A 25,950-nucleotide genomic window follows, 5' to 3' on the forward strand; every position below is an offset into this window, starting at 1 on the left:
TTGGGCACGCCGCCCGCCGTGGGGCGGCGTTGCCTCTTTCGCCTCTCAGCGTGCGCGACGCGAACGCAGCAGCAGCGTGATCAGCAGCAGCGAGAGAACCACGAAGGCGATGAAAGACCAGTTCGCCAGCGTCAGGCCGAACAGCGACCAGTCGATCTTCGAGCAGTCGCCGCCGCCGCGGAAGATCATCGGCAGCGCGCGCTTCAATGGAAAGGTCTCGATCATCCCGTAGAGGTCGCGCCCGCAGGACACGACTTCGGGCGGATACCACTGCAGCCAGCTTTGCGAGGCCGCCGTGTAGGCGCCGCCCACCGCGGCCACCAGCGCCAGCAATCCACCCACGACCCGAAGGGCCGCGTTGCGGAACACGCCGGCCAGCCCGGTGAAGAGTGCCACCAGCACCAGCGCATACCGCTGCACGATGCACATGGGACAGGGTTCGAGCCCGACCACGTGCTGCAGGTAGAGCCCGAAGGCCAGCATGAGAACACAGGCCAGGCAGATCAGCCCGAACGCGCGGCGCGGCGCGCCGAAGTACCAATCGATCAAGGAGATACCCAATCTTCTTCTACGAACACCCTGGCCTTGCGCGGGTTGGCGACGACGGTGTCGCCTTCCTTCAAGCCCAGGTCACGGAACTGTTGCGCAGGGAGTTGCGCCTCGATGATGGTTCCGGAGCCCGGATTATCTGGATTCGATTCGGTGGGCTCAAGTTCCAGCCGCGCGATGGGTCCGACGACGATTGCGCGCGACAGCGTGGCGACGATGCCTGATGCGCCGGACACGTAGCGTGTCACATCGATGTCATGCGGACGCACATAGGCGCGTGCCTTGGCGTCGCGCGCGCCGCTGTGTTCGGGCGAATCCAGGCGCATGCCGTCGAGCTGCACCGCGCCGTTGTCGGCCCGGCCGTGGAACAGGTTCACGTCGCCCAGGAAGCCGTAGACGAACGGGCTGGCCGGTTGGTCCCACACTTCCTGCGGCGAGCCGACCTGCTCGATCTGCCCCTTGTTGATGACCACCACGCGGTCGGCCACCTCGAGCGCTTCTTCCTGGTCGTGCGTGACGAAGATCGAGGTCACGTGCAGTTCGTCGTGCAGCCGGCGCAGCCAGCGGCGCAGTTCCTTGCGCACCTTGGCGTCGAGCGCGCCGAAGGGCTCGTCGAGCAGCAGCACCTTGGGCTCCACGGCCAGAGCGCGGGCCAGCGCAATGCGCTGCCGCTGGCCACCCGAAAGCTGCGACGGGTAGCGGTCGGCCAGCCAGTCGAGCTGCACCAGCTTGAGCAGGTCGGTCACCTTCTGCCTGATCTGCGCGTCGCTCGGGCGCTCCTTGCGCGGCTTCACGCGCAGGCCGAAGGCCACGTTCTCGAACACGGTCATGTGGCGGAACAGCGCGTAGTGCTGGAACACGAAGCCCACCTGCCGCTCGCGCACGTGCACGTCGGTGGTGTCCTCGCCCGAGAACAAAATGCTGCCGGCGTCGGCCGTCTCCAGCCCCGCGATGATGCGCAGCAGCGTGGTCTTGCCGCAGCCCGAGGGGCCGAGCAGCGCGACCAGTTCGCCCGACTCCACGTCGAGGTTCACGTCGCGCAGCGCGCGGAAGTCGCCGAACTGCTTGCTGATGTTGCGGATTTCGATGCTCATGATCTTGTTCTTTCTCTCTCAGGCCGCCGTGGCCTCAGGCGGGCGTTCCGGCGGCAGCTCGGCAATGGCCTTCATTTCGCGCTCGTGGCGCCATTCAATCACCGACTTGATCACCAGCGTGACCAGCGCCAGGATCGCCAGCAGCGAGGCCACGGCAAACGCGGCCACCGACTGGTATTCGTTGTAGAGCACTTCCACGTGCAGCGGCATGGTGTTGGTCTGGCCGCGGATATGGCCAGACACCACCGACACCGCGCCGAACTCGCCCATGGCACGCGCGTTGCACAAAATCACGCCGTACAGCAGGCCCCACTTGATGTTGGGCAGCGTCACGCGCCAGAAGGTCTGCCAGCCGGTCGCACCGAGCACGATGGCAGCCTGCTCTTCATCGGTGCCCTGCGCCTGCATCAGCGGCACGAGTTCGCGCGCAATGAACGGGAAGGTCACGAACACGGTTGCCAGCACGATGCCCGGCACGGCGAAGATGATCTTGATGTCATGCTCGGCGAGCCACGGACCCAGCCAGCCCTGCGCGCCGAACACCAGCACATAGATCAGGCCCGCCACCACCGGCGACACCGCGAACGGCAGGTCGACCAGCGTGGTGAGAAAGGCCTTGCCGCGAAACTCGAACTTGGCAATGGCCCAGGCTGCTGCCACGCCGAACACGAGATTCATCGGCACCGCGATGGCGGCCGTGATCAGCGTGAGGCGAATCGCGCTCCAGGCGTCGGGCTCCTTTAGCGCGTCGAGGTACGCGCCCACGCCCTTGCGCAGCGCCTCGGTCGCAACGGCGGCCAGCGGCAGCACGAGGAACAGGAACATGAACGCGAGCGCGATGCCGATCAGCGTCCAGCGCACCCAGGCCGATTCGGTGGTGCCGGCCTGTGCGCGGCGGATGACTTTGGAAGGTGCACTCATGTCAGGCTCCTGCGCGGCGACGTTGCCAGGCTTGCAGGCCATTAATGACCAGCAGCAGCAGGAACGAAATAACCAGCATCACCAGCGCAACCGCTGTGGCTCCCGCATAGTCGTACTGCTCCAGCTTGCCGATGATGATGAGCGGCGTGATCTCCGAGATCATCGGCATGTTGCCGGCAATGAAGATCACCGAGCCGTACTCGCCGATGGCGCGTGCGAAGGCCATGGCAAAGCCGGTGAGCAGCGCAGGCGCGATCGATGGAAAGATCACCTTGGTGAAGGTCTGAAGCCGCGTCGCGCCGAGCGAGGTGGCTGCTTCTTCCAGTTCCTTCTCGGCGTCTTCGAGCACCGGCTGCACCGTGCGCACCACGAAGGGCAGCCCGATGAAGATCAGCGCAATCACGATGCCCGCCGGCGTAAAGGCCAGCTTGATGCCGTGCGGTTCGAGCAGTTGCCCGACCCAGCCGTTGCCCGCGAGCAGCGCAGTCAGCGAGATGCCCGCCACCGCCGTCGGCAGTGCGAACGGCAGATCGACCAGCGCATCGACGATGCGCTTGCCCGGAAATTTGTAGCGCACCAGCACCCAGGCCACCAACAGGCCGAACACTGCGTTCACCACGGCCGCGATCAGCGAGGCGCCGAAGGTCAGCCGGTACGAGGCCATCACGCGTGGGGCAGTCACGGCCACCCAGAACTGATCCCAGGTCAGCGTGAAGGTCCTGAAGACCAGCGCCGACAACGGGATCAGCACGATCAGGCTCAGATAAAGAATCGAGAAGCCGAGCGTGATGTGAAAACCCGGCAGCACGCGCTTGGCGCCCCCTGCCCGGTTGGCACGCGAAAAAGGCGCTCCCGCGGACGGGAGCGCCGAAGAAACAGCGCCGCTCATTTACTTGCCGCCGGGCGTGTAGAGCTTGTCGAACTGACCGCCGTCATTGAAGTGCACCTTCTGCGCTTCGCCGAGGCTGCCGAACAGCTCTTGCACCGTGAAGAGTTGCAGCGGCTTGAAGGTCGAGGCGTACTTCTTGAGCACGGCCGGCGAGCGCGGACGCAGCGCGTGCTTGGCCGCGATTTCCTGCGCCTCTTCGGAGTACAGCCAGTCGAGATAAGCCTTGGCGAGTTCGCCGGTGCCTTTCTTGGCGACGGTGCGTTCGACCACGGCCACCGGGTTCTCGGCCACGATGCTGATCGACGGGTACACCGAGTCGACCTTGCCGGTGCCGAATTCGCGGTCGATCGACACGACTTCTGATTCGAAGGTGATCAGCGCATCGCCGATGTTGCGTTGCAGGAAGGCGGTGGTCGCGTCGCGGCCGCCGCGTGCCAGCACGGGCACATTCTTGAACAGCTTGCCGACGAACTCGGCAGCCTGGGCGTCGGTGCCGCCCTTCTTCTTGATGTAGCCCCACGCGGCCAGGTAGGCGTAGCGGCCATTGCCGCCGGTCTTAGGGTTGACGATCACGACTTGCACACCCGGCTTGACCAGGTCGTCCCAGTCCTTGATGCCCTTGGGGTTGCCATTGCGAACGAGGAACAGCATGGTCGACGTGGTCGGCGATGCGTTGTCCGGGAATTTCTTGTTCCAGTCTTTGGCGACCACGCCGGCGTTGGCGAGGAAGTCGATGTCGGTCGAGGTGTTCATGGTCACCACGTCGGCATCGAGGCCGTCTGCCACCGCGCGGGCCTGCGCGCTGGAGCCGCCGTGCGACTGGTCGATCTTGACGTCCTTGCCGGTGGCCTTCTTGTAGTGCGCCACGAAGGCCGCGTTGTAGTCCTTGTAGAACTCGCGGGCCACGTCGTACGAGGCGTTCAGCAGTCCCGTACCTTGGGCGAAGGCGCTGCTGCCGGCGAGTGCGGAGGACGCCAGCGCGAGCACGGCGACGAAGGTCTTTATTCTGGAAGTCATGTGGTTGCCAAGGTTTCTGAAAATTCACGGCCCGCCGGCCAGGCGGCGGGCTCGTCGGTCAATGACTGGAGCAAGGCGAGGCCCAGCGGCCAGTCTCCGTGTCCCGAATCGATGTTGATGTGGCCCGCATTCTGCATGCGCACGAACTCGCTGCCCCAGGCGCGCGAATATGCACCCGCCAGGCGGATTGGGCAAAAAGGGTCGTTGCTGCTGGCCACCACGATGCTGCGGTACGGCAACGCGGCGTAGGGCACGGGCGCGAAGTCAGAAAGCACGGCTCGGCGCTCGGGGTCCGCAGGCGCCACCAGCAGCGCACCCTGGATGCGGGCCGCGGCCTCTGCCGGCAGGTGCGCCGTGGCAATGCAGCCCAGGCTGTGCGCGGCGATCACCACCGGGCCGTCGCTCTCCAGCACCAGCTTCGCCAGCGTCGACACCCACGCCTCGCGCTTGGGCGAGGCCCAGTCGTCCTGCACCACCCGCGCCGCGCCCGGAATGCGCTCTTCCCACAGGCTCTGCCAGTGGCCGGGCCCGGAGTCGCGCCACCCCGGCACGATGATCACGCGAGTCTGCATGACGACGCTGCCCTGCCCGCTTACTTGTTGGGCTGCGGCGTGATGCGCAGGTAGGGGCGCACGGCCTTGAAGCCCTTGGGGAAGCGCTCCGCCAGTTCGGCCGGGTCCTGAATGGCCGGGATGATGACCACGTCGTCGCCGTCCTTCCAGTTCACGGGCGTAGCCACCTTGTGGCTGTCGGTGAGCTGCAGCGAGTCGATCACACGCAGGATCTCGTCGAAGTTGCGGCCGGTTGATGCCGGGTACGTGATGGTGGTGCGGATGACCTTCTTCGGATCGATGATGAACACGCTGCGAACGGTGGCCGTGGCCGAGGCGTTCGGGTGGATCAGGTCGTACAGGTCGGCCACCCTGCGGTCGGCGTCCGCAATGATGGGAAAGTTGACCGTGGTGTTCTGCGTGTCGTTGATGTCGCTGATCCATTCCTTGTGCTTGGTGGCCGGGTCGACGCTCAGCGCGATAGGCTTCACGCCGCGCTTGGCGAATTCGCCCGACAGTGCCGCGGTCTTGCCGAGTTCGGTGGTGCACACGGGCGTGAAATCGGCGGGGTGCGAGAAGAACACGACCCACGAATCGCCGGCCCACTGATGGAAGTCGATGGGGCCTTCGCTGGAATCCTGGGTGAAATTGGGGGCGGTGTCGCCGAGTCGCAGAGTAGCCATGGACGCTCCTGGGATGGATGGGAGCCTCGGATTGTGCGAACCCTTGCTTCAATGCCAAACGAATATCTGCTTGTTTGGATATGACGTTTTCCGCATAACGAGCCTAGAACATCCGCATGTCTTCGCTCTGCAGGTGCTCCATCAGGAAGTCGATCAGCCGCCGCACAGCCGGCACCAGCGCCCGCCGTGCCGGAAACACCATGTGCGCGATCACCGGCGCCGGCCCCCAGCCGGGCAATAGCTGAACCAGCCGGCCAGCGTCGATGTCGGCGCGGCACATGTAGTCGGGCAGCATGGTTGCGCCGATGCCGGCCAGCGTGCCGAACTGCAGCGTCGCGAGGTCGTCCGCCACGTAACGGGGCGTGTGGTAGTGCACGTGGCTCTCGCCCTTGGGGCCTTCCAGCCGCCAGTCGCTGCGCCCTTCGCCGTTGACCGACATGGCCGCCGTCGGCAGCTTGCCGAGGTCGGCAACTGTTTCCACCGCCCCGTAGCGCGCCAGCAGCGCCGGGCTCGCCACCAGCACGCCGCGGCTGTGCCCGAAGGTCTTGGCCACCAGTACTGTGCTGTCCTCGATGACGAGCCGCACGCGCAGCGCGATGTCGATGCCCTCCTCGATCAGGTCGACCGGCCGGTTGATCACCCGCATGTCGATGCGCACCGCAGGGTAGCGCTCCATGAACACCGGCATCAGCTGCGCCAGGCCGCTGTGCGCGATGGTGACGGGGCAGCTCAGCCGCACCAGCCCGCTGGGCTCGTTCTGCACCTGCGCCACTGCCTCGGCCGCCGCCTGCGCTGCGTCGCGCATGGCGGACGAATGCCGCAGGTAGATCTCGCCGGCTGGCGTGAGCGACAGGCGGCGGGTGCTGCGCTGCATCAGCTGCACGCCGAGTCGCTCTTCCAGGTCGGCTACGCGGCGCGACAGGCGCGACTTGGGGATGCCGAGCGCCCGGCTGGCGGCCGCGAAGCCGCCGCGCTCGGCCACTTCGGCGAAGAAAACCATGTCGTTGAGGTCTTGCATGGCGGTGATTGTCCTGCAGGTAGAACGATCTAGGCAATTTTTGGGTACTTATCAGCCACTAGATCCAAAAATAGAATTCTTCATCCGCCGGCCACTTTGAGCGCCGACAGCCAACACAGAAAGTGATTGATTGAAATGAAGCTGCTCCACATTGACTCCAGCATCCTCGGCGCCCACTCGACCTCGCGCCTGCTCTCGGCCGAAGTCGTGACCGCCTGGCGCGCCGCCCACCCCGACACCGCCGTCGAATACCTCGACCTGGCCGTCGACACCCCCTCGCACTTCAGCGCCGACGCGCTGGGCATCAAGACCGGCGTGCAAGCCCAGCCGACCGAAGCCCAGCAGCGTGAAAACGCCGTGTCCGAAAAGCTCGTGAGCCAGTTCCTGGCCTCGGACGTGATCGTCATCGGCACGCCTTTCTACAACTTCTCGATCCCGACGCAACTCAAGGCCTGGATCGACCGCCTGGGACAAGTCGGCCGCACCTTCAAGTACACCGAGAAGGGCCCCGTCGGCCTGGCCGGCGGCAAGACCGTCATCGTGGCCTCTTCCCGCGGCGGCATCTATTCGACCAGCGAAGGTGGCCAGGCCATGGAACATCAGGAGAGCTACCTCAAGGCGGTCTTCGGCTTCTTCGGCATCACCGACGTGCGTATCGTGCGCGCCGAAGGCTTGGCGATGGGCGACGAAGCCCGGAACAATGCCCTGGCAACGGCTCGCGCCGACATCCTGGTGGCGACGGCCGAAGCCGCGAACCAGCGCGACGCTGCTATCGCTGCCTGAGTTCGCTCCGGCACCAGCAAAAAAGCCGCCCATCGGGCGGCTTTTTTTCGTCCAGGGACGCTGCGGATCGATCAGGCCGAGTGGCTCTTCACCCAAGTCACGTACTTGTCCATCCAGCCCTGCAGGAATTTCTTCGAGCCTTCGTTGCCGATGTGGCCCTTGTCGTCGAACAGGTCTTCCTTGGCCTGCAGGAACACTTCGGGCGCGCCCATCGTGGGCACGTCAAGGTAGGCCAGGATGTTGCGCAGGTGCTGCTGCGCCAGCGCGGTGCCGATAGCCCCCACTGAAACACCGACCACGCCGGCCGGCTTGCCCGCCCAGGCGCTCTGGCCGTAGGGGCGCGAGGCCTGGTCGATGGCGTTCTTCAGCACGCCGGGAATCGAGCGGTTGTATTCGGGCGTAACGAACAGCAGGCCATCGGCCGCCGCGATCTCGGTCTTCAGGCGCTTCACAGGCGCGGACTGGTTGCCGTCGTCGTCCTGGTTGTACAGCGGCAGGTCGTCGATGCGCAGGGTTTCGAAGGTGAAGTCCGAGGGCGCGAGGTGCGCCAGCGCGAGAGCCAGCTTGTGGTTGTACGAATCCTTGCGCAGGCTGCCGACGATGACAGCGATCCGGGTCTGGGCCATGGGTGAAACTCCTTGAGTGAGGGGATCGGAATGACGAACGCGATTATGCGAAGCGCCCAAGACCTTTTCGGGAAAAGTTCATGCAGAGCCGGACGAACGGCGGCAAGATAAACCGCATCCCCCAACCCCATCGAAGCGCAGGACGCTCCCGTGACCCAGTCTCAGTCTTCCTCTTCCTCCCCTTCTTCTCACTACGACGTCATCGTCGTCGGCCTTGGCGCCCTCGGCGCCGCGACGCTCTACCAACTCTCGCAGCGCGGCGCGCGCGTGCTGGGCATCGACCAGTTCTCGCCACCGCACGACCTGGGCTCCTCGCACGGCGATTCGCGCATCACGCGGCTGGCCGTCGGCGAAGGCGACGAGTACGTCCCCTTCGTGCGGCGCTCGCATGCCATCTGGCGCGAACTCGAGGCCCGCACCGGCAAGCCGCTGATGACCACCACGGGCGGCCTGATCCTCGCGCCGCGCGACCGCCTGGCCGAGCACCACGGCAAGCCAGACTTCGTGCGCCGCACCATCGCCTGCGCCGAACGCTTCGGCATCGCGCACGAAGTGCTCGACGCGGCCGGCATCCGCGCACGCTTTCCGCAGTTCCATCTGCAGGGCGACGAAATCGGCTATTACGAGCACGACGCCGGCTTCGTCCGGCCTGAAGACGCCATCGGCGCCCAACTGGCCGTAGCCCGCGCCTCGGGTGCGCAGACGCTCACGGGCGAGCGCGTGCAGGCCGTCGAGCCCGTGGGCAACGGCGACACCGTGCGCGTGCGCACAGCCACCGCAAGCTTCACGGCCGACCGCGTCGTGGTCGCGGCCGGCGCATGGCTACCCGCCTTCCTCGGCGCGCAGGCCCGGGCCGACTGGCAGGCCGATTTCTCGGTGCACCGCCAGGTAATGCACTGGTTCGACCCCGGCAGCGCCGCCGCCGACTTCGCGCCCGGCCGCTTTCCCATCTTCATCTGGATGTTCGGCGACGGGCCGGAGGACTACATGTACGGCTTTCCGTCTTCCGACCCGTCACAGCCCGCGCTCAAGGTCGCGACCGAGCAGTACGTGGCCGCCACCACGCCGGACACCATCGACCGCACCGTGAGCGCGGAAGAAACCGCCGCCATGTACCGCGACCGCGTGGCCGGCCGTTTTCCGCAGATCGGCAGCCGTGCCCTCAAGGCGCGCGCCTGCATGTACACCGTGACGCCCGACCGCCGCTTCGTGATCGACGCGCTCGACGGCCTGCCCCGCATGCTCATCGCCTCGGCCTGCTCGGGCCACGGCTTCAAACACTCGGCCGGGCTGGGCGAGGCCATTGCCGACCACGTGCTGGGCCGCCCGAGCGAACTCGACCTGCGGCCCTTTGCCCGCCAGCGCCTGCTGGAGAAAGCGCCGGCCTGAAGCAGGCCCTGGCGATCCCGGGCATCATCGCCTTCGATCTTTTTTGTCTGTCTGTCTGACTCAGGAGCGAAGCGCGATGAGATTTCTGGTGGTGGGTGCCGGCGCACTCGGTGGTTATTTCGGCGGCCGTCTGCTGGAGGCGGGACGCGACGTCACCTTCCTGCTGCGCCCGCGCCGCGCGGCACAACTCGCGAAGACCGGGCTGGTGGTACAGAGCCCCTTCGGCAACCTGCAACTGCCCGCCCCCAAGCACGTTCTGGCCGACAGCATCGACGGTCCCTACGACGTGATCGTGGTCGGCAGCAAGGCCTACGACCTCGATTCGACGATGGACTCGTTCGCGCCTGCGGTCGGCCCCGACACCGTGATCCTCCCGCTGCTCAACGGCATGAAGCACATCGACCGGCTGGCCGAGCGCTTCGGCAGCGAGCGCGTGCTGGGCGGCCTGTGCATGATCTCCGCCACGCTCGACGACGAAGGCCGCGTGCTGCACCTGAACGACATGCACGGCCTGAGCTACGGCGAACGCGCCGGTGGCCGATCGGCTCGCGTCGATGCCATCGCAGCGCAGTTCGCGGGCGCGAAGTTCGACGCCACGGCCAGCGAAAACATCATGCAGGACATGTGGGAGAAGTGGGTCTTCATCGCCTCGGCGGCGGGCCTCACGAGCCTGATGCGCGCGTCCATCGGCGACATCGTGACCGCCGGCGGACAGGACGTGGCCCTGTCGATCTTTGACGAATGCTGCGCCATCGCCACGCACAACGGCTTCGCGCCGCGCCCCGCCGCCGTGCAGCGCGGCCGCGCCATCATGACGACTGCCGGCTCACCAATGACCGCGTCGATGTACAAGGACATGGTGCGCGGCGCGGCGGTCGAGGCCGACCACATCGTCGGCGACCTGCTGGGCCGCGCGGCCCCCGGCAACTTGCCGGCGCCCTCGGTACTGCGCACGGCGTACGTTCACCTGAAAGCCTACGAAGCGCAGCGCGCCCGTACGGCAACCTGAGCGTCATGCGCGACGCGCTGGCGTTCCTGCACACGGCACAGGTGCATGTGCCGACCTTCGAGCGGCTGGTGGACGAGATGGCGCCCGGCTTGCGTGTGCGACACCTCGTGCAAGCAGACCTGCTGGCCGACGCGCGTGTCGTGGGCACCGACGACACAGGCCTGATCGCCCGCGTTCACCACGCCATGCACGAAGCCGCCTCCAGCGGCGCGAAAGTCGTGGTGTGCACCTGTTCGACCATCGGTGCCATCGCAGAGCAAACACCCACGGGCGACGCATTCAAGGCCCTGCGCATCGACCGCGCCATTGCAGACCGCGCGGTGCGAACCGGGCCGCGTGTGCTGGTTGTGGCAGCGGTCGCAAGCACGCTGGCGCCGACAACAGACCTGGTGCGTTCCGCGGCGAAGAACGCAGGCGTCATGGTGCGGCCAAGCCAATTGCTGGTCGAAGAGGCGTGGCCTTATTTCGAGGCTGGCGATACCGCCCGCTATATCGAAACACTGGCACAAGCAATTCGCGCAAAGGCCGACGCGGCAGATGTGATCGTGCTTGCGCAAGCCTCGATGGCTCCTGTCGAAGATGCGCTGACGGGCATTGGCGTCGACGTTCTCAGCAGCCCCGCGCTGGGTGTGAGGTTCGCACTGCAAGTCATCGACAAATGATCCTGAGTATCTATTCAATAAATAATTCAATTTCTTGAATTTCTCAATGGAGAATAGAATAATTTATCTATTCACATTGATATTCAATGCCTTCCTCTTCCGCGACCTTGGCCGAGACCGCCCTTGCGTTCATCCGATCGCAGGGTGCCGTAGCCAGCGCTGACATCCAGGCACGACTGGGCGTCAGCCAGCCGACCGTCTCGCGAACCCTGGCACCTCTTCTGCGCAGCGCAGACATTCTGAAGGTGGGTGCCGCCCGCTCGCAGATGTATGTCGCACCCCGACATGTCGAGCGGGTTGGTGCAGAAGTGCCAGTCATCAAGGTCGATGCCAATGGCGATGCCGCGCCGTTCGGCAGAATCGTGCCGCTGCAGGGTGGCCGCTGCTGGATGGACGAGGAGGAAGGGCCGAGCGCGCTGCACGACGGGCTGCCCTGGTTCCTCTCCGACATGCGTCCCCAGGGCTTCATCGGCCGTGCCTTTGCCCACGGTCACCCCGAACTTGGCCTGCCCGCCAACCCAGAACACTGGACCGACGACGACGTGCTTCAAGCGCTGGCACTCTGCGGTGAGGATTTGCCGGGCAACCTGGTCGTCGGCGGGGAGTCGTTCCGACGATTCCAGTCGATTGCCGCACGGCCAGCGCCGAGCGTGTCCGCCGACGACTACCCCGCCATGGCGGACAGCGCCATGCAAGGCACATTGCCGGGCTCATCGGCCGGCGGCGAACAGCCAAAGTTCTGCACTGTGCGCGACGGACGGCAGGTGATCGTCAAGTTCTCCCCATCTGGCACTTCGCCCGCGGACAGGCGCTCGCGCGACCTGCTCGTGTGCGAGCACCTCGCGCTGCGCACGCTGCAAGAGGCCGGCGTGGCGGCCGCCGCCACGCGCCTGTTCATTGAGGCAGGCCGCGTCTTCCTGGAAGTCGAGCGCTTCGACCGCACCGCCCAGGGCCGGATCGGAATGGTGTCGCTGATGGCATACGACGCGCAGCACATTGGAAAGATCGACAACTGGGCCGCCACGGCCAATCGCATGGCTTCGCGCGGACTGCTGCGCGCGGACGATGCCCAACGGCTTCGCTTTCTCGAGGCCTTCGGCCGGCTCATCGGCAATACCGATCGGCACTACGGCAATATTTCGCTGCTCATCGAGAACGGCACCTGGCGGCTGTCCCCCGCGTATGACGTGCTGCCGACGCTCTATGCCCCCATCAACGGCGAATTGCCGCCGCGCGATCTGGCGGCCACTGATCTGGCGCCGACCGTCGAGACACTGGGGGAATGGCAGGCAGCGCGTCAACTTGCCAGCGTGTTCTGGCAGGCCGCTGCGGCAGACGAGCGCATCACGGCACCGTTCCGTGCAATCGCCCGGAAGAACGCCAAGACTAATCCGACTTGAGGATCGTCTCCCCCTTCAACATCCCCATGTCCCGGATGTTGAAGCGGTGCCGCTTCCACCCCGCCCAGGTACGCCGCATGTGCGTGACCGAGATGAAGTAGTACAGAAACTTGAACATGCCGAGCGGCCCTCGCGTCGGCGTGCCCCGGTAGATGTCGCCGGCCAGCAGCGACATCAGCCCTTCCTTCACGCGGAACGGATTGCCCGGGTGCATGAACATGTCGCGGATGGTCGGGTTGGTCACGCGGTAGATGAACCACGAGTACTCGCGCGGGCCCTTGCGCATCATGGCCTCGAAGTCCTTGCGTGCAGCCGCCAGTTCGGCCGGCCGGTCGAGCGCCTTCGCCACCAGTTCCGCGCCGTCGAACGCGCTGTGCATTGCGAGGTACACGCCCGAGGAAAACATCGGGTCGATGAAGGTGAAGGCGTCGCCCAGCAACAGGTAGCGGTCGCCCGTGGCGTGCGTGCTCGAGTACGAGAAGTTGCCTGTGGCATGTACCGCGTCGTCGACCAGCGTGGCGTTTTTCAGGCGCTCCACCAGCACCGGGCAGGTCGCGATGGTGTCGTAGAAGAACTCCTTCAGCGGCTTGTCGCGCGTCTTCAGGTAGTACGGCCAGCAGACCGCGCCCACGCTGGTGGTGCCGTCGGCCAGCGGAATGAACCAGAACCAGCCATGCGGAAACCAGCAGATGCTGATGTTTCCTTCCTTCTTGCCTTCGAGCCGCTCGGCATTGGTGAAGTGGCCGAACAGCGCGGTGCTGTTGTGGTCGGGGTTCTTTTCCTTGCAGCGGAATTTGTTGGCCAGCAGCGTGTCGCGGCCGGTGGCGTCGACCACGAAGCGGGCGCGCCAGCTGCGGCGCGCGCCGTCGTCCATTTCGGCTTGCACCGTGGCGCCGTCTGCATCGAAGGCCACGTCGCGCACCTTGCAGCCTTCGATGGTCTGGGCGCCGCGCGTGGCCGCGTTGCGGAACAGCAGTTCGTCGAGTTCGGAGCGGCGCACCTGCCAGGCGGAATCGAGCGACTTGTCCATGCCCTCGGCAAATTCCACATAGCTGCGGTGCTCGTGCTCGGGCGAGACGAACTCGATGCCGAACTTGGGCATGCCGATCTTGTCGACCTGGTCGCGCACGCCGAGCTTCTCGAACAGTTCGACATTCCCCGGCAACAGCGATTCGCCGATGTGAAAGCGCGGGTGATGCGCTTTTTCAAGCAGCACCACCTTGCGGCCCTGTTGAGCCAACAGCGCGGCAATGGTCGAGCCGGCGGGGCCGCCGCCGACAACCATCACGTCGCAGGATTCGTCGGCCGTCTGAGGGGCGGAGGAAGAAGCTTGGGGCAGGGACATGCGTGGACAAGCAACATTGTTAACAATGGTCAAGCATAGCGCGCCGGTCGCGCGAAGAAAAATAGCAAAGTCGGCTAAGCGGCGCCCGCCGGGCAGCAGCACACTGCAGTCCGATTCCCATCCTCACGCAGGACCGACTCGCCATGCCCATTCTTCGCTTCCTCTTCCTCGCCGTCTTCTGCCTCTCGGCAACACTCGCCCAGGCCGCAGGCCTCAGCACCATCGAGATACCGGCCACCCCGGAAGGCCCCGCGATGCGCGGCGCCGTGTGGACACCCTGCGCCTCGCCGGCCGGCGAGATCACGCTAGGCATGTATGCCATCACGGGCGTACGAGATTGCTCGATTGCAGGCGCCCAGCTGCCGTTGATCGTGCTGTCGCACGGGTACGGAGGCTCCTTCCTCGGCCATCACGACACGGCGCGGGCGCTGGCCGACGCGGGCTTCGTGGTCGCCGCCATCAGCCACTCCGGCGACAACTACCAGATCCGGGGTGGCCCGAATGACAGGGTCTCGGCACTCGCGACGCGCACCACCGACATCAAGCGGCTGATCGACTACATGCTCCAGCAGTGGCCTGCACATGCCAGCCTTGCCGCCGACAGGGTCGGCTTCTATGGCTTTTCAAGAGGCGGCTACACGGGCCTCGTGCTTGCTGGCGCCCAGCCGGATTTCGAGCGGCTCCCTCCCCTCCCTTCGTCGCCGTGCGTGTCCGCGCCTGAAAGCCCCGCGTGCGGGCTGATGCGGCAGCGATTCCGTGAGCTTCTTGCTTCGCCGCTGGTTCATGACACCCGCATCAAGGCGGCCGTGATCGCCGACCCGCTCAGCATGGTTTTCACTGCCGAGGGGCTGAAAAACGTGGCCATCCCGATCCAGCTCTGGGCCTCCGCGTACGGCGGCGACGGCGTCACCCCCGAAAACGTGGCGGCGGTTCGCCGCAATCTGCCCACGGCGCCGGATTGGCGGGTGGCGGAGAACGCCGCGCACTTCGGTTTTCTCGCGCCCTGTTCACCCGCGCAGCTCGAAGCGAAGTCCGAGATCTGCCGCGACGCGCCGGGCTTCGACCGCGTGGCCTTCCATGCGGCCTTCAACGCCGAGGTGCTGGCCTTCTTCAGGCAACACCTGGCGCCAAAGCCCTAGCCCGCGCGCCGCTGCGACGACAGCCGCCGCACCACAGCAACCAGCCGATCGACCTCGTCGAAGGTGTTGTAGAACGCCAGCGAGGGCCGCACCGTCGTCTCGACGCCAAAACGCCGCAGGATCGGCTGCGCGCAGTGGTGGCCCGTACGCACCGCGATGCCCTCGTCGTTCAAGGCATGCCCCACCTCTTCAGTGGTGTAGCCGTCGAGCACGAAGGACATCACGCTGGCCTTGTCGGCCGCCGTGCCAATCAGCCGCACACCCGGAATCGCACCGAGTTGCCGCATGCCGTACACCAGCAGGTCATGCTCGTAGCGCGCGATGTTCTCGATGCCGACCTTGTTGACGTAGTCGATGGCGGCGCCCAGCCCCACGGCGTCGGCGATGTTGCCGGTGCCGGCCTCGAACTTGTTCGGGATCGGCTGGAACACGGTCTTCTCGAAGGTCACGTCGGCAATCATGTTGCCGCCGCCCTGCCACGGGGGCATGTCTTCGAGCAGTTCGCGCTTGCCCCAGACCACGCCGATACCGGTCGGGCCGAACACCTTGTGGCCGGAGAACACGAAGAAATCGGCGCCGATGTCCTGCACGTCCACCCGCATGTGCGAGACCGACTGCGCGCCGTCGACCAGCGCCTTCGCGCCCGCACGGTGCGCCAACTCGACGATCTCCTTCACCGGCACCACGGTGCCCAGCGCGTTCGAGACCTGCGTGACGGCCACGATCTTCGTGCGGTCGTTGAGCAGCTTGCGGTATTCGTCGAGCAGCACCTGGCCCGAATCGTCCACCGGAATCACGCGCAGCTTCGCGCCCTTGGCGGCGGCGAGCTGCTGCCACGGCACGATGTTGGCGTGGTGCTCGAGGTTCGACACGATGATCTCGTCGCCCTCGCCCACGTGCTGGCCACCCCAGCTCTTGGCCACGAGGTTAATGGCCTCAGTAGTGCCGCGCACGAAGATCATCTCTTCGACTTCCGGCGCGTTGATGAACTTGCGAACGCGTTCGCGCGCGCCTTCGTAGGCGTCGGTCGCGCGCGCGGCCAGTTCGTGTGCAGCGCGGTGGATGTTCGAGTTCTCGTGCTCGTAGAAGTACGCGATGCGGTCGATGACCGACTGCGGCTTGTGCGTGGTGGCCGCGTTGTCGAACCACACCAGCTGCTTGCCATTCACCCGCTCCTGCAGGATCGGGAAATCGCGCCGCACGGCGTTGACGTCAAACGGCGGATGCTGGCCGCTGCCGGCCAGCGGCACGGCATCGGGGCCGCGCGGATCTGGCTTCGCCGGCGTGACGAAGCCATTGGGCAGGCGCACCGCATCGACGAAGTAGAACTGCGCATCGCGGCCAGCCGGTGCCGATGGCGGGCTTGGTGGCGAGACGGGCGCGGCCGCTGACGGCAACGCAAGGCCCGCGAACGGATCGTGGATCGCAATGCCATCGGTCGACCCCGCCGACGGATGACCGTAGCTGTTGCCCACGAAGTAGAACGGCGAGGCCGCTGCCTGCAGCGTCACGGGCGCATTCACCTGTGGCACGCCCTGCACCGTGCCACCCGAGCGCGGCTCGAACGCCGGCGCCACCGACAGCACCGTGTCCGGCACGCCATTGCCCGCCACCGCATGCGGCAGCAAGGCTGGCGCACGGTTCGCGAGCGAAGGCAGTTGCGTGGGCGACGCCGGCAGCACGTTGGCGCCGGGAATCTGCCCTTGCGGAATCGGCGTGCCCGGCACGCTCGGCCCGAAGCCGGCAGGGCTCGCCAGTGGCGAACCCGGCGGCGCGATGTTGGCGGGAAACTGCGCGCCCGGCACCAGCCCGCTCGCCACACCGGGCAGCGACGTTGGCGGCGTGCCCGGCAGTGCGGAGAACATGGCGCTCGCCATGCGCGCGAGGATGGCCGGATCGAACGGCGCCTCGCCCGGAATCGATGGAGTGCTGCTCACCGCGGCTTACTTGTAGGTGTCGGCGTAGTCGTGGTACTTGCCGATCTCGACGTCGTCGAGCACCGCCAGCGCATCGGTGGTCAGCACCGCGAGCGAGCAGTAAAGCGAGATCAGGTACGACGCGATTGCATGGTTGTTGATGCCCATGAAGCGCACCGACAGGCCCGGGCCCTGCTCGCCCGACAGACCGGGCTGGAACAGACCCACCACGCCCTGGCGCTTGTCGCCCACGCGCAGCAGCAGGATCTTGCTCTTGCCGTCGGCCACCGGCACCTTGTTCGACGGAATCAGCGGAATGCCGCGCCAGGTGATGAACTGCGAGCCGAACAGGCTCACGGTCGGCGGCGGCGTGCCGCGGCGCGTGGCTTCGCGGCCGAAGGCGGCAATGGCCAGCGGGTGCGTGAGGAAGAACGCGGGCTCCTTCCACACCTTGGTCAGCAGCTCGTCGAGGTCGTCGGGCGTGGGCGCGCCGGTCAGCGGGAAGATGCGCTGCTCTTCAGTCACCTGGGCCAGCAGGCCGTAGTCGGGGTTGTTGATGAGCTCGCTCTCCTGGTTCTCCTTGATCGTCTCGATCGTCAGGCGCAGCTGCTCCTTGATCTGGTCGTGCGGGCTGCTGTAGAGGTCGGAGATGCGGGTGTGCACGTCGAGCACGGTGCTCACGGCGTTGAGGTAGTGCTCGTGCGGCTTTTCTTCGTAGTCCACGAAGGTGCGCGGCAGCTGGTTTTCTTCTTCGCGCGAGGTGCAGGTGACCTTGATCGACTCGGGGTTCTTGACCTTGTTGACGCGGTAGATACCCGCCTCCACCGGCACCCATTGGAGCAGGTGCGTCAGCCAGCGCGGGCTGATGGTCTCGAGTTGGGGAACTGTCTTGGTGGCATTGGCTAGCTGTCTTGCGGCGTTGTCGCCAAGGGCGGTCGTACCACCAACTGTTGCGCTCATGGATCAGGGCTCCGGGTGTTAAGGAAAAAGTGGCCGCCAGTGTCCGGCGGCCACGGGTTTTCCCTCAACAGGCTATAGCCGCCAAGTTGATTCTTCTTGCAAGCCTCGATTGCTCCAATTGCTCGCAGCGCATGAGCAGGCCGACCATGTTGATGCCCAGTGCGGTCGCGAGCTTTTGCGCGGTGACGATCGATGGAATGACACGGCCGCGCTCGATCTCGCCCACGTAGGAGCGGTTGAGGTCCGAACGCTCGGCCAGTTCTTCCTGCGACCAGCCCTTGCCCTCGCGCAGTTGGCGAATGGTCACGCCAAAATCTTCGACAAATGCTTTCATGCTGCCCCACCCGCTTTCGGCGCGTTCTGCAGGCTGGCCTGCGTGACGCTCGCGCCTGGCGGCACGTCGTCGGTAATCCAGACATTGCCGCCGATGACGGCGCCCTTGCCGAGCGTGACGCGCCCGAGAATCGTCGCGCCCGCGTAGATGACCACGTCGTCCTCCACCACCGGATGCCGCGGCAGGCCCTTCTGCAGGTTGCCTTCGGTGTCGGTCGGAAAGCGCTTGGCGCCGAGCGTGACGGCCTGGTACAGCCGCACGCGCTTGCCGATGACGGCCGTCTCGCCGATCACGACGCCCGTACCGTGGTCGATGAAGAAACCCGCATCGATCTGCGCACCCGGATGGATGTCGATGCCCGTCTGCGCATGCGAGAGCTCGGCCACGATGCGCGCCAGCAGCGGTAGGCCGAGCTTGTAGAGCTCGTGCGCAAGGCGGTGGTGGATCATCGCGAGCACGCCGGGGTAGCACAACAGCACCTCGTCAACGCTGCGTGCGGCGGGGTCGCCCTGGTAGGCCGCGAGCACGTCGCTGTCGAGCAGGCGGCGCAGGCTTGGCAGCGCGTTCGCGAACCGGCGCACGGCTTCGGTGGCCGCGTCGTCGATCTCGCTCGCGGGGCGGGGCTCGTGGCGTGCGTTGAAGTTCAGCTCCAACCGTGCCTGCACGAGCAGCGCCTGCAGGGCGGCGTCCAGCGTATGGCCGACGTAGAAGTCCTCGCTCTCGTGGCGCAGGTCCGGCGGGCCGAGCCGCATCGGAAAGAGCGCGCCTTTCAGCGACTCGACGATCTGCGCGAGCGCGTCACGCGACGGAAACTCGCGCGCACCGGGCTCGCGCGATCGGCGCTGCGAATCGCGCCACTCGTCGCGCACGCCATGCAGCGCGCGCACGATATCGCTTACCTCGAAATGGGCCATGTGTTTTTCTCCCGGGGAACGTCTTGTCGGGCTTGTGTGGGGGCTCTCAGTCCTGCACCCACGGCAGCTTGTGGAAACGCCAGCCGTCTGCACCGCCACGGTGCTGGTGCGCGTCGATCTCGCCCTCGAAACCTTCGAGCACGTTGAAGACATTCGTGAAACCGGCCTTGGCTGCCGCCTCGGCGGCCAGTGCAGAGCGCTTGCCGCTGCGGCACAGCAGCAGCACCACGGCGTCCTTGCCGCCGTCTTTCGCCAGCTTGGCCTCGAGCTCGCGCACGAAGCGCGGATTGCGCGTGAGCGCCGTGCCTGTGGCCCAGGCCACGTGCAGGCTGTCGGGCACGTGGCCGACAAACTTGCGCTCCTCGCCCGAGCGCACATCGACCAGCACGGCATGGCCGTTCTGCACCAGCTCCCAGGCCACCGGAGGCGTCACGCCGCCGGCGTAGGGCCAATTGCTTTCGGCGGCCTTGGCGCGTGCCTGTTCCAGTGCTTCGGGCAAGACGAGTTCTTCTTCAACTTCCACTGACATGCTGTGCGGCTCCTGTTGTGCGTTGGATACGCCTTGATGGCGATAACCACCACTGTAGGAGCCGCACGCCGAAGCTCAAACAACTGAAAAGTCGATTCCTAACAACCATCCGATCTATAGAAATGGGCTCAGGCAGCCGCTTCCGCAGCTTCGGCGGCGCGCACGGCCGGGGCCGTCCGGTCCACGCTCGTCGCGCCGTCCACGCCATACGGCACGTCGCCAGCGATGGTCACCCGCCGCACCACGCGGTGCTGGTCGCCGTAGTCGTTGATCGCATAGTGCTGCGTGGCGCGGTTGTCCCAGATCGCCACGTCGCCCTGCGTCCAGCGCCAGCGCACGGTGTTCTCCAGGCGGTGCACGTGGCTCTGCAGCACGCTCAGCAGATGGCCCGAGTCGTGCGTGGAATGGCCAGCCAGCCGCTTCACGAAATGACCCAGCACCAGGCTGCGCTCGCCGGTTTCGGGGTGCACGCGCACCACCGGGTGCTCGGCTTCGAGCAGGCGGCGCGTGAACACTTCCTTGTAGCGCCTGGCGCCCTCGTCGTCCAGGTCGGCCGGCAGGCGCGCTGCGGCGTAGTCGTAGTCGTTGCCGTGGATGGCGCGCAGGCGATCGGCCAGCGCCTTGAGGTCGTCAGGCAGGCTCTCATAGGCCGCCACCGTGTTGGCCCAGACCGTGTCGCCGCCATAGGCCGGGATCACCACCGCGCGCAGGATCGACACCTGCGGATAGGCGACCTCAAAGGTCACGTCGGTGTGCCACGAATTGGCGCGGCCGCCGTGGCGCGAGTCGAGCTCCAGCAGCCGCGTGCCGTCCTTCGAAGGCACGGTCGGGTGCGGCACCAGTTCGCCCCACAGGCGACCGAAGACCTCCTGCTGAGCATCGTCCAGATGCTGCTGGCCGCGGAAGAACAGCACCTTGTGCTTGAGCAGCGCGGTCTTGATGGCGCCGAACACCTCGGGCTGCAACGCGCCCGAGAGACGCACGCCGCGCACCTCCGCGCCGATGTGGCCGGCCTGCCGGACGATGTCGAGTTCGTTGTCCTGCGCAACGACCGGGGAAGAAAGAATGGCGCTCATCGAAGGTCCTCTTTGGTTGATGGAAGAAAGGAAAGAAACAAGTGCTCAGTAGGCAAACCGCAGCCCGGCCGGCAGCCCGCCCACCGGGTGCGACAGCGCCTCGGCCAGTGGCGGCGCGCCAGCGAACTCACGCAGCACCTCTTCCTTGACGTGGGTGAAGGCCCCGTCCACGCGGTTGCGCGGATGCGCGAGAGCCACCGGCACGATGCGGCGGATGCGACCGGGCCGCGGCTCCATCACCACCACCTTGTCGCCGAGGTACACGGCCTCCTCCACGTCGTGTGTGACGAGGATCATCGTGATGCCCTCGGCCTGCCAGATGCGGTGCAGCTCCTGCTGCAGGTGCGCCCGCGTCATCGCGTCGAGCGCGCCGAAAGGCTCGTCGAGCAGCAGGATCTCGGGCCGGTTCACCAGCGCCCGCGCAATCGCCACGCGCTGCGACATGCCACCCGAGAGCTGATGCGGATAGGCACTCTCGAAGCCCTTGAGCCCGACCAGCTCGATGTGCGCCTGCACCTCCTTGCGCTTCTGCTCCGCACTGAGCCCGGCATTGAGCAGGCCCAGCGCGATGTTGTCCCGCACCGTGAGCCACGGAAACAGCCGGTGCTCCTGGAACACGATGCCTCGGTCGAGGCTGGTGCCGACGATGCGGTTCCCGTCGATCAGCACCTCGCCGCGGTAGTCGGCCTCGAGGCCGACGATCAGCCGCAGCAGCGTCGACTTGCCGCACCCGCTGGAGCCCACGATGCTGACGAACTCGCCCGGCGTGATGGTCAGGCTGATGTCGTCGAGCACCTTGAGCGGCGCGCCCTCGACTTCGTACTGCTTGCTGAGCTGGCGTATTTCCAGCGTGGCGGCGTGTGCCATTGCGTTGTTCTTTCTCTTGTTCAGAAGCCGGCCACGGACCGTCCGCGCCAGGCCAGCAGGCGGTTCTCGATGCGCGTGGCGATCCAGTTGAGCGTGAAGCCCACGAGCCCGACCACGATCACGCCGAAGATCACGAGGTCCATGCGGAAGTGGTCACGCCCGTCGATCATGGTGTTGCCGATGCCCTTGCCCGAGACCAGCAGGTACTCCGCGCCGAGCGTGGCGAGCCATGCGTAGATCAGCGCCAGGTGAATGCCCGCGAAGATCGACGGCGACGCGCTCGGCAGCACCACGCGCGTGAACAGCTGCCAGCGGTTGAAGCGAAGCACCCGCGCCACCTCGACCAGGTCGCCCGGCACACTGCGGATGCCCTCGAAGGTGTTGAGCACCACCGGGAAGAAAGCCGCGAGCGACAGAAAGGCCACCTTGGCCGCATCGCCCAGCCCGAACCACACCGACAGCAGCGGAATCCACGCGAACAGCGAGATCTGCTTGAGCGTGTGAAAGCTCGGCCCCACCAGGTTCTCGAACAACCGCGACAGGCCCAGCGCCGCGCCGAACAACAGCCCCGCGCTCGCGCCGATGGCAAAGCCAGCCAGGTCGCGCCAGAGGCTGGCGGAAAGCCCCACCCACAGCTCCCCGCTGGTGGCCTGCTCCACCGCCTGCTGCCAGACACTGTCGATAGACACCAGCAACGGCGAGCTCGACCAGCCGAAGCGAAAGGCCGCCCACCAGAGCGCTACCAGTAAGGCAGGGAGCACCCAGCCGCGCAAGGGCTTCGGCACGTGGCGGAAGAGGTTCCGGTCCACGGATGCGTTGCTGCTGCTCATCATCAGAACCCCGCCCGCCGCCAGCGCAGCAACCGCGTTTCGATCAGCGCAAGCAGCTTGTCGAGCACGAAGCCGACCAGCCCCACCATCACCACCGCCGCCAGCACCACGTCGAGCTGGAACAGCTGCCTCCCGAACACGATCATGTAGCCCAGCCCTTCGCTCGACGCCAGCAGCTCGACCACCACCAGCGCGAGCCAGGCATGCGTGAAGCCATAGCGCACGCCGTTCCAGATGGGCGCCGCTGCAGCCGGGAACACCACACGCGACAGCAACTGCCAGCGGCTGAAGCGGAACACCCGCGCCACCTCGATGTAGCGCGTGGGCACGTTCTGGATGCCCTTGTAGGTGTTGAGCGCAATGGGCACCAGCGAAGCCTTGGCGATCAGGATGATCTTGAGCGTCTCGTCGATGCCCACCAGCAGCATCAGCAGTGGCAGCCAGCCGAGCACCGGCACCTGCGCGAAGGCCTTGAACAGCGGATAGACGTAGTCCTTGAAGGTCGGTGACAGCCCCATCGCCGTGCCGATGAGCAACCCGCCCACCAGCCCGACGCCAAAGCCCGCGAACACGCGCCAGAGGCTGATGCGCAGGTTGTCGAGCAGTTCGCCGCTGCGCAGCGCATCGGCAAAGGTGGCTGCCACCGCCTCGGGCGACGGCAGCACCTGCGGCGCGATCCATTCGTTGCGCGCCGCGATGTGCCACAGCAGCAGCACGGCCAGCGGCACCGGCCAGGCGAGCAGCAGGCGCGCCGTGCCCGACAGCCATCGGCGCCATGCCCCAAGAGACGGCGCTCGCTCGACGACCGGGAGCGACAGCTCCGGAGGCAGCACCGCACTCATGCGGCAGCCTTGAGATCACGCGCCAGCAGATGCCGGCTCGCGGGCCGCGCCAGTCCCAGGTTCTCGCGCAGCGTGCGGCCTTCGTATTCATGGCGAAACAGGCCGCGGCGCCGAAGCTCGGGCACCACCTGCGTCACGAAGTCGTCCAGCCCGCCGGGCAAGGTCGGCGGCATGACGTTGAAGCCGTCGGCCGCCTCTTCCTCGAACCACTGCTGCAGCTGGTCGGCGATCTGCGAGGCCGTGCCGTGAATCGACCAGTGCCCGCGCGCCGTACCGACGCGCTGGTAAAGCTGGCGGATGCTGAGACCCTCGGTGCGCGCCAGCTCCGTCACGAGCCGGAAGCGGCTCTTGGGCCCGTTCGGCTCGGGCAGGTTGCCAGGCAGCGGACCATCGACCGGATAGCCCGTGAGATCCACGCCGCCGATCACCTGCGACAACAGCGCCACGCCCACATCGGGCGGGATCAGCGATTGCAGCTCTTCGAGCTTTTCCTTCGCATGCGCTTCGCTCTGCCCCACCACCGGGAACACACCCGGCAAAATCTTGAGCCCCTCGGGGTCGCGCCCGTGGTGCGCCAGCTGCGCCTTCAGGCCGCGATAGAAAGCCTGCGCTCCCGTCAGCGACTGCTGCGCGGTGAAGATCACCTCCGCCGTCGCAGCGGCCAACGCCTGCCCCGACTCCGAAGCACCGGCCTGCACCACCACCGGGTGCCCCTGCGGCGGCCGCGCGACGTTGAGCGGACCTCGCACGCGAAAGTGCTTGCCCTGGTGTGCCAGCACGTGCAGCCGGTCGGGGTCGAAGTACTCGCCAGCGGCCTTGTTGTGCGTGAAGGCATCGTCGTCCCACGAATCCCACAGGCCCGTCACCACATCGACGAACTCCCGCGCGCGCTCGTAGCGCAGGGCGTGCTCGGGGTGCCGGTCGAGATTGAAGTTCAGCGCCTCGGCCTCGTTGGACGAAGTGACCACGTTCCAGCCCGAACGCCCGCCGCTCAGGTGATCGAGCGAGGCAAACTTGCGCGCCACGTGATACGGCTCGTTGTAGGTGGTCGACACCGTGGCGATCAGGCCCAGCCGCTCCGTCACGGCCGCGAGCGCCGACAGCAGCGTCAACGGCTCGAAGCCCGAAACCCGTGCGCTGCGATGCAGGGTGCTCGAAGCCGAGGCGTCGCGAATACCCACGCTGTCGGCCAGGAACACTGCATCGAACTTCGCGCGCTCCGCCGTCTGCGCCAGCGCCTTGTAGTGCGCGAAATCGAGCCCGGCCTGCAACGGCACATCGGGGTGGCGCCATGCCGCCACGTGATGGCCGGTCGCCATCAGGAAGGCGTTGAGCTTGATCTGTCGCTTGCTGCTGCTCATCGCGCCACCGCCACCTGCTTGCCGCTGACTTCGCCATTGGCCTCGTACACCGGCCAGTAGTTCTCCAGCTTCAGCTCGCGCAGCGCCGCATCGAGAAAGCTGCGGTCGAACCAGTTGTCGATCTCTGCCTTGCCGCGCACCAGCTTGAGCGCCAGCGCCTGCTCGGCGGAGTCCTTGTAGCGCTGCACCAGGAACGGATCGAGCAGCGGCGACAGACGCACGCGCAGCGGCTGGCCGATGAAGTCCTCGCGCCAATACTTCTCGGCCACCTCGGCCTTGCCCCATTGCCCGAACACTTCGTCGCGCTGCGATTCGTCGGAGTAGCGCCGCGCCACCGTTACCAGCGACTTGACGATGCGCTGTGTGGCCTTGGGATAGTTCCGAGCGAAATCGTCCGAAGCCAGCAACACCGTCTGCCGCGTGTACTTGAACGAATCCTCGGAAGCCGAATAGATCACCTTCGCCGCGCCCTTGTCGCGCAGCACGAAAAGCTCGACATAGCCGAACGCACCGTCGATGTCCTTGGTGGCCAGCGCGGCCTGCGCGCCCGGCAGGTCGAGGTTGATGAGGCGGACGTCGCTTTCCTTCAGCGCGTGCGCGGCCAGCGCGCGCACGGCCGCGAGATGCAGGTTCGTGCCCTTGTAGAGCGCGATGCGCTTGCCGCGCAGGTCCTCGATGCGCTGGACCGGCGAATCGGGCGGCACCGCAAGGTAGAGGCCATTGCGCACGCCCGAGCCCGCGATGATCCGCGTCTTGACGCCGCCCGCCCGATGCACGATGGAAGGCAGGTCGCCCTGCCAGGCCAGGTCGAGCTGCTTGTTGACCAGCGCCTCGTTCACGGCCGGGCCCGCGCCCTTGAAGAACACCCACTCGATCTTCGTGCCGTCGGCCTTGAACTCCTCTTCGAGTCCACCGAAGGCATGCAGCAGCGCCGCCGAAGAGCCACCGAAGCGAACCGGGTTGCCTACGCCGCCGGTGGCCACGCCGATGCGGATGGCGGCGGGCGTTTCGGTGTTGGCGGCCAGCAATCGTGGCGCGGCGGCGATCAAGGGCCACGCAGCAGCGTGGCGGAGAAACGAACGTTTGAGCATGAGCGGCAACCTTGGCTTCGATGAATCCAGAAGATTCTGCGAGGCGGGTGCACGAGGCGGAAGGAAGCTGTTCGCGCTTTCTAATGCGGCGGCCGACTAAGGGCGGGTGCTGGGGAAGGCGGCTGTTCGGCTTGAGGCTCGGGCAAAAGAAAAAC

27 protein-coding genes are annotated in these 25,950 nt (G+C 66.3%); 6 read left to right on the top strand and 21 right to left on the bottom strand.

Annotated features, from left to right (window positions below; all coding sequences use genetic code 11):
• Positions 1 to 45: 45 nt before the first annotated feature.
• From ACSFBF_RS04860 to ACSFBF_RS04895, 8 genes are all read right to left on the bottom strand, one after another.
• Positions 46 to 549, bottom strand: coding sequence for a disulfide bond formation protein B (locus ACSFBF_RS04860; protein WP_435465193.1), 504 nt, complete (start codon positions 547 to 549; stop codon positions 46 to 48).
• On the bottom strand, positions 546 to 1,643 hold the full coding sequence (locus ACSFBF_RS04865) for a sulfate/molybdate ABC transporter ATP-binding protein (protein ID WP_435465195.1): 1,098 nt from the start codon (positions 1,641 to 1,643) through the stop codon (positions 546 to 548). The genes ACSFBF_RS04860 and ACSFBF_RS04865 overlap by 4 nt, the downstream gene beginning before the upstream one ends.
• Positions 1,644 to 1,661: 18 nt before the next feature.
• Positions 1,662 to 2,564 carry a sulfate ABC transporter permease subunit CysW gene (cysW, locus tag ACSFBF_RS04870; RefSeq protein WP_435465197.1) on the bottom strand — a complete coding sequence of 301 codons (903 nt, stop codon included), beginning with the start codon at positions 2,562 to 2,564 and terminating at the stop codon, positions 1,662 to 1,664.
• Position 2,565: 1 nt separating this feature from the next.
• The gene (cysT, locus tag ACSFBF_RS04875; protein WP_258355121.1) at positions 2,566 to 3,453 is read right to left on the bottom strand and encodes a sulfate ABC transporter permease subunit CysT; all 888 of its coding nucleotides are present in this window, start codon (positions 3,451 to 3,453) and stop codon (positions 2,566 to 2,568) included.
• Entirely contained in the window at positions 3,454 to 4,470 is a 1,017-nt protein-coding gene (locus tag ACSFBF_RS04880) for a sulfate ABC transporter substrate-binding protein (RefSeq protein WP_435465199.1), read from the bottom strand.
• Positions 4,467 to 5,042 (bottom strand): RBBP9/YdeN family alpha/beta hydrolase, encoded by a 576-nt coding sequence (locus tag ACSFBF_RS04885; protein WP_435465201.1) that lies wholly within the window; start codon positions 5,040 to 5,042, stop codon positions 4,467 to 4,469. Before ACSFBF_RS04885 ends, ACSFBF_RS04880 begins: the two co-directional genes overlap by 4 nt.
• Positions 5,043 to 5,062: 20 nt before the next feature.
• Entirely contained in the window at positions 5,063 to 5,704 is a 642-nt protein-coding gene (locus ACSFBF_RS04890; protein WP_435465202.1) for a peroxiredoxin, read from the bottom strand.
• 103 nt (positions 5,705 to 5,807) lie between these two features.
• Complete coding sequence (locus tag ACSFBF_RS04895; protein WP_435465204.1) at positions 5,808 to 6,722, bottom strand: LysR family transcriptional regulator; 915 nt, start codon at positions 6,720 to 6,722, stop codon at positions 5,808 to 5,810.
• Between the two features lie 135 nt (positions 6,723 to 6,857).
• Here ACSFBF_RS04895 and ACSFBF_RS04900 point away from each other — a divergent pair, with 135 nt between their 5' ends.
• On the top strand, positions 6,858 to 7,505 hold the full coding sequence (locus ACSFBF_RS04900) for an FMN-dependent NADH-azoreductase (RefSeq protein ID WP_435465205.1): 648 nt from the start codon (positions 6,858 to 6,860) through the stop codon (positions 7,503 to 7,505).
• A gap of 71 nt (positions 7,506 to 7,576) precedes the next feature.
• Here ACSFBF_RS04900 and ACSFBF_RS04905 read toward each other — a convergent pair whose 3' ends face one another.
• Positions 7,577 to 8,131, bottom strand: coding sequence for an NADPH-dependent FMN reductase (locus ACSFBF_RS04905; protein WP_435465206.1), 555 nt, complete (start codon positions 8,129 to 8,131; stop codon positions 7,577 to 7,579).
• A 150-nt stretch (positions 8,132 to 8,281) separates the two neighbouring features.
• Here ACSFBF_RS04905 and solA point away from each other — a divergent pair, with 150 nt between their 5' ends.
• The 4 genes from solA (at position 8,282) to yjjJ (ending at position 12,591) form a co-directional block, all read left to right on the top strand.
• The gene (gene solA, locus ACSFBF_RS04910) at positions 8,282 to 9,520 is read left to right on the top strand and encodes an N-methyl-L-tryptophan oxidase (protein WP_435465207.1); all 1,239 of its coding nucleotides are present in this window, start codon (positions 8,282 to 8,284) and stop codon (positions 9,518 to 9,520) included.
• Between the two features lie 76 nt (positions 9,521 to 9,596).
• A complete protein-coding gene (gene panE / locus ACSFBF_RS04915) occupies positions 9,597 to 10,529 on the top strand; it encodes a 2-dehydropantoate 2-reductase (protein ID WP_435465208.1) in 933 nt (310 codons plus the stop codon).
• Positions 10,530 to 10,534: 5 nt separating this feature from the next.
• Positions 10,535 to 11,191, top strand: a complete 657-nt coding sequence (locus ACSFBF_RS04920) for an aspartate/glutamate racemase family protein (protein WP_435465209.1) — start codon at positions 10,535 to 10,537, stop codon at positions 11,189 to 11,191.
• Between the two features lie 86 nt (positions 11,192 to 11,277).
• Complete coding sequence (gene yjjJ, locus ACSFBF_RS04925) at positions 11,278 to 12,591, top strand: type II toxin-antitoxin system HipA family toxin YjjJ (protein ID WP_435465211.1); 1,314 nt, start codon at positions 11,278 to 11,280, stop codon at positions 12,589 to 12,591.
• On the opposite strand, the gene ACSFBF_RS04930 is transcribed toward yjjJ, so the two are convergent.
• On the bottom strand, positions 12,578 to 13,936 hold the full coding sequence (locus ACSFBF_RS04930) for an NAD(P)/FAD-dependent oxidoreductase (RefSeq protein ID WP_435465212.1): 1,359 nt from the start codon (positions 13,934 to 13,936) through the stop codon (positions 12,578 to 12,580). The genes yjjJ and ACSFBF_RS04930 overlap by 14 nt on opposite strands.
• 143 nt (positions 13,937 to 14,079) lie before the next feature.
• Between ACSFBF_RS04930 and ACSFBF_RS04935 the strand changes: the two genes are divergently transcribed.
• Positions 14,080 to 15,075, top strand: coding sequence for an alpha/beta hydrolase family protein (locus ACSFBF_RS04935; protein WP_435465214.1), 996 nt, complete (start codon positions 14,080 to 14,082; stop codon positions 15,073 to 15,075).
• On the opposite strand, the gene ACSFBF_RS04940 is transcribed toward ACSFBF_RS04935, so the two are convergent.
• From ACSFBF_RS04940 to ACSFBF_RS04990, 11 genes are all read right to left on the bottom strand, one after another.
• Complete coding sequence (locus ACSFBF_RS04940) at positions 15,072 to 16,952, bottom strand: family 2A encapsulin nanocompartment cargo protein cysteine desulfurase (protein ID WP_435465925.1); 1,881 nt, start codon at positions 16,950 to 16,952, stop codon at positions 15,072 to 15,074. The two genes, ACSFBF_RS04935 and ACSFBF_RS04940, sit on opposite strands and share 4 nt — an antisense overlap.
• Positions 16,953 to 17,018: 66 nt before the next feature.
• Positions 17,019 to 17,951, bottom strand: a complete 933-nt coding sequence (locus ACSFBF_RS04945; protein ID WP_435465216.1) for a family 2A encapsulin nanocompartment shell protein — start codon at positions 17,949 to 17,951, stop codon at positions 17,019 to 17,021.
• Between the two features lie 64 nt (positions 17,952 to 18,015).
• Entirely contained in the window at positions 18,016 to 18,285 is a 270-nt protein-coding gene (locus ACSFBF_RS04950; protein ID WP_081269389.1) for a helix-turn-helix domain-containing protein, read from the bottom strand.
• Positions 18,282 to 19,199: a serine O-acetyltransferase EpsC gene (epsC, locus tag ACSFBF_RS04955; protein WP_435465218.1), complete on the bottom strand. Its 918-nt coding sequence runs from the start codon at positions 19,197 to 19,199 to the stop codon at positions 18,282 to 18,284. The genes ACSFBF_RS04950 and epsC overlap by 4 nt, the downstream gene beginning before the upstream one ends.
• A gap of 46 nt (positions 19,200 to 19,245) precedes the next feature.
• The gene (locus ACSFBF_RS04960; RefSeq protein ID WP_093054605.1) at positions 19,246 to 19,728 is read right to left on the bottom strand and encodes a rhodanese-like domain-containing protein; all 483 of its coding nucleotides are present in this window, start codon (positions 19,726 to 19,728) and stop codon (positions 19,246 to 19,248) included.
• A gap of 128 nt (positions 19,729 to 19,856) precedes the next feature.
• Positions 19,857 to 20,804: a TauD/TfdA dioxygenase family protein gene (locus tag ACSFBF_RS04965; RefSeq protein WP_435465219.1), complete on the bottom strand. Its 948-nt coding sequence runs from the start codon at positions 20,802 to 20,804 to the stop codon at positions 19,857 to 19,859.
• A 45-nt stretch (positions 20,805 to 20,849) separates the two neighbouring features.
• Entirely contained in the window at positions 20,850 to 21,671 is an 822-nt protein-coding gene (locus tag ACSFBF_RS04970; protein WP_435465220.1) for an ABC transporter ATP-binding protein, read from the bottom strand.
• Positions 21,672 to 21,691: 20 nt separating this feature from the next.
• The gene (locus ACSFBF_RS04975; protein ID WP_435465221.1) at positions 21,692 to 22,501 is read right to left on the bottom strand and encodes an ABC transporter permease; all 810 of its coding nucleotides are present in this window, start codon (positions 22,499 to 22,501) and stop codon (positions 21,692 to 21,694) included.
• A 2-nt stretch (positions 22,502 to 22,503) separates the two neighbouring features.
• A complete protein-coding gene (locus ACSFBF_RS04980; RefSeq protein WP_435465223.1) occupies positions 22,504 to 23,343 on the bottom strand; it encodes an ABC transporter permease in 840 nt (279 codons plus the stop codon).
• Positions 23,340 to 24,704: an LLM class flavin-dependent oxidoreductase gene (locus ACSFBF_RS04985; RefSeq protein WP_435465224.1), complete on the bottom strand. Its 1,365-nt coding sequence runs from the start codon at positions 24,702 to 24,704 to the stop codon at positions 23,340 to 23,342. Before ACSFBF_RS04985 ends, ACSFBF_RS04980 begins: the two co-directional genes overlap by 4 nt.
• Positions 24,701 to 25,795, bottom strand: a complete 1,095-nt coding sequence (locus tag ACSFBF_RS04990; RefSeq protein WP_435465226.1) for an ABC transporter substrate-binding protein — start codon at positions 25,793 to 25,795, stop codon at positions 24,701 to 24,703. Before ACSFBF_RS04990 ends, ACSFBF_RS04985 begins: the two co-directional genes overlap by 4 nt.
• Between the last annotated feature and the right edge of the window lie 155 nt (positions 25,796 to 25,950).

It is taken from the genome of Variovorax nivicola (assembly GCF_051216475.1).
In the GTDB taxonomy this organism is placed as follows: Bacteria; Pseudomonadota; Gammaproteobacteria; order Burkholderiales; family Burkholderiaceae_C; genus Variovorax.